This window comes from Rugamonas rivuli (assembly GCF_009380165.1).
In the GTDB taxonomy this organism is placed as follows: domain Bacteria; phylum Pseudomonadota; class Gammaproteobacteria; order Burkholderiales; family Burkholderiaceae_D; genus Rugamonas; species Rugamonas rivuli.
The window spans coordinates 1-262 of sequence record NZ_WHUF01000031.1; the positions used below are offsets into that span (position 1 = coordinate 1).

The window sequence follows — 262 nt, forward strand, 5'->3', positions numbered from 1 at the left end:
GGCTAAAACAGTCAGGATGTTGGCTTAGAAGCAGCCATCATTTAAAGAAAGCGTAATAGCTCACTGATCGAGTCGTCCTGCGCGGAAGATGTAACGGGGCTAAGCCAGTCACCGAAGCTGCGGATATGCGTAAGCATATGGTAGGAGAGCGTTCTGTAAGCCTGCGAAGGTGTCTTGTAAAGGATGCTGGAGGTATCAGAAGTGCGAATGCTGACATGAGTAGCGATAATGGGGGTGAAAAGCCCCCACGCCGTAAGCCCAA

Annotated in this window: 1 rRNA gene; it reads left to right on the plus strand. The window is 50.8% G+C overall.

From position 1 onward, the window contains the following. Window positions 1-262: ribosomal RNA gene (locus GEV01_RS30620) — 23S ribosomal RNA — on the plus strand; the annotation flags it as partial.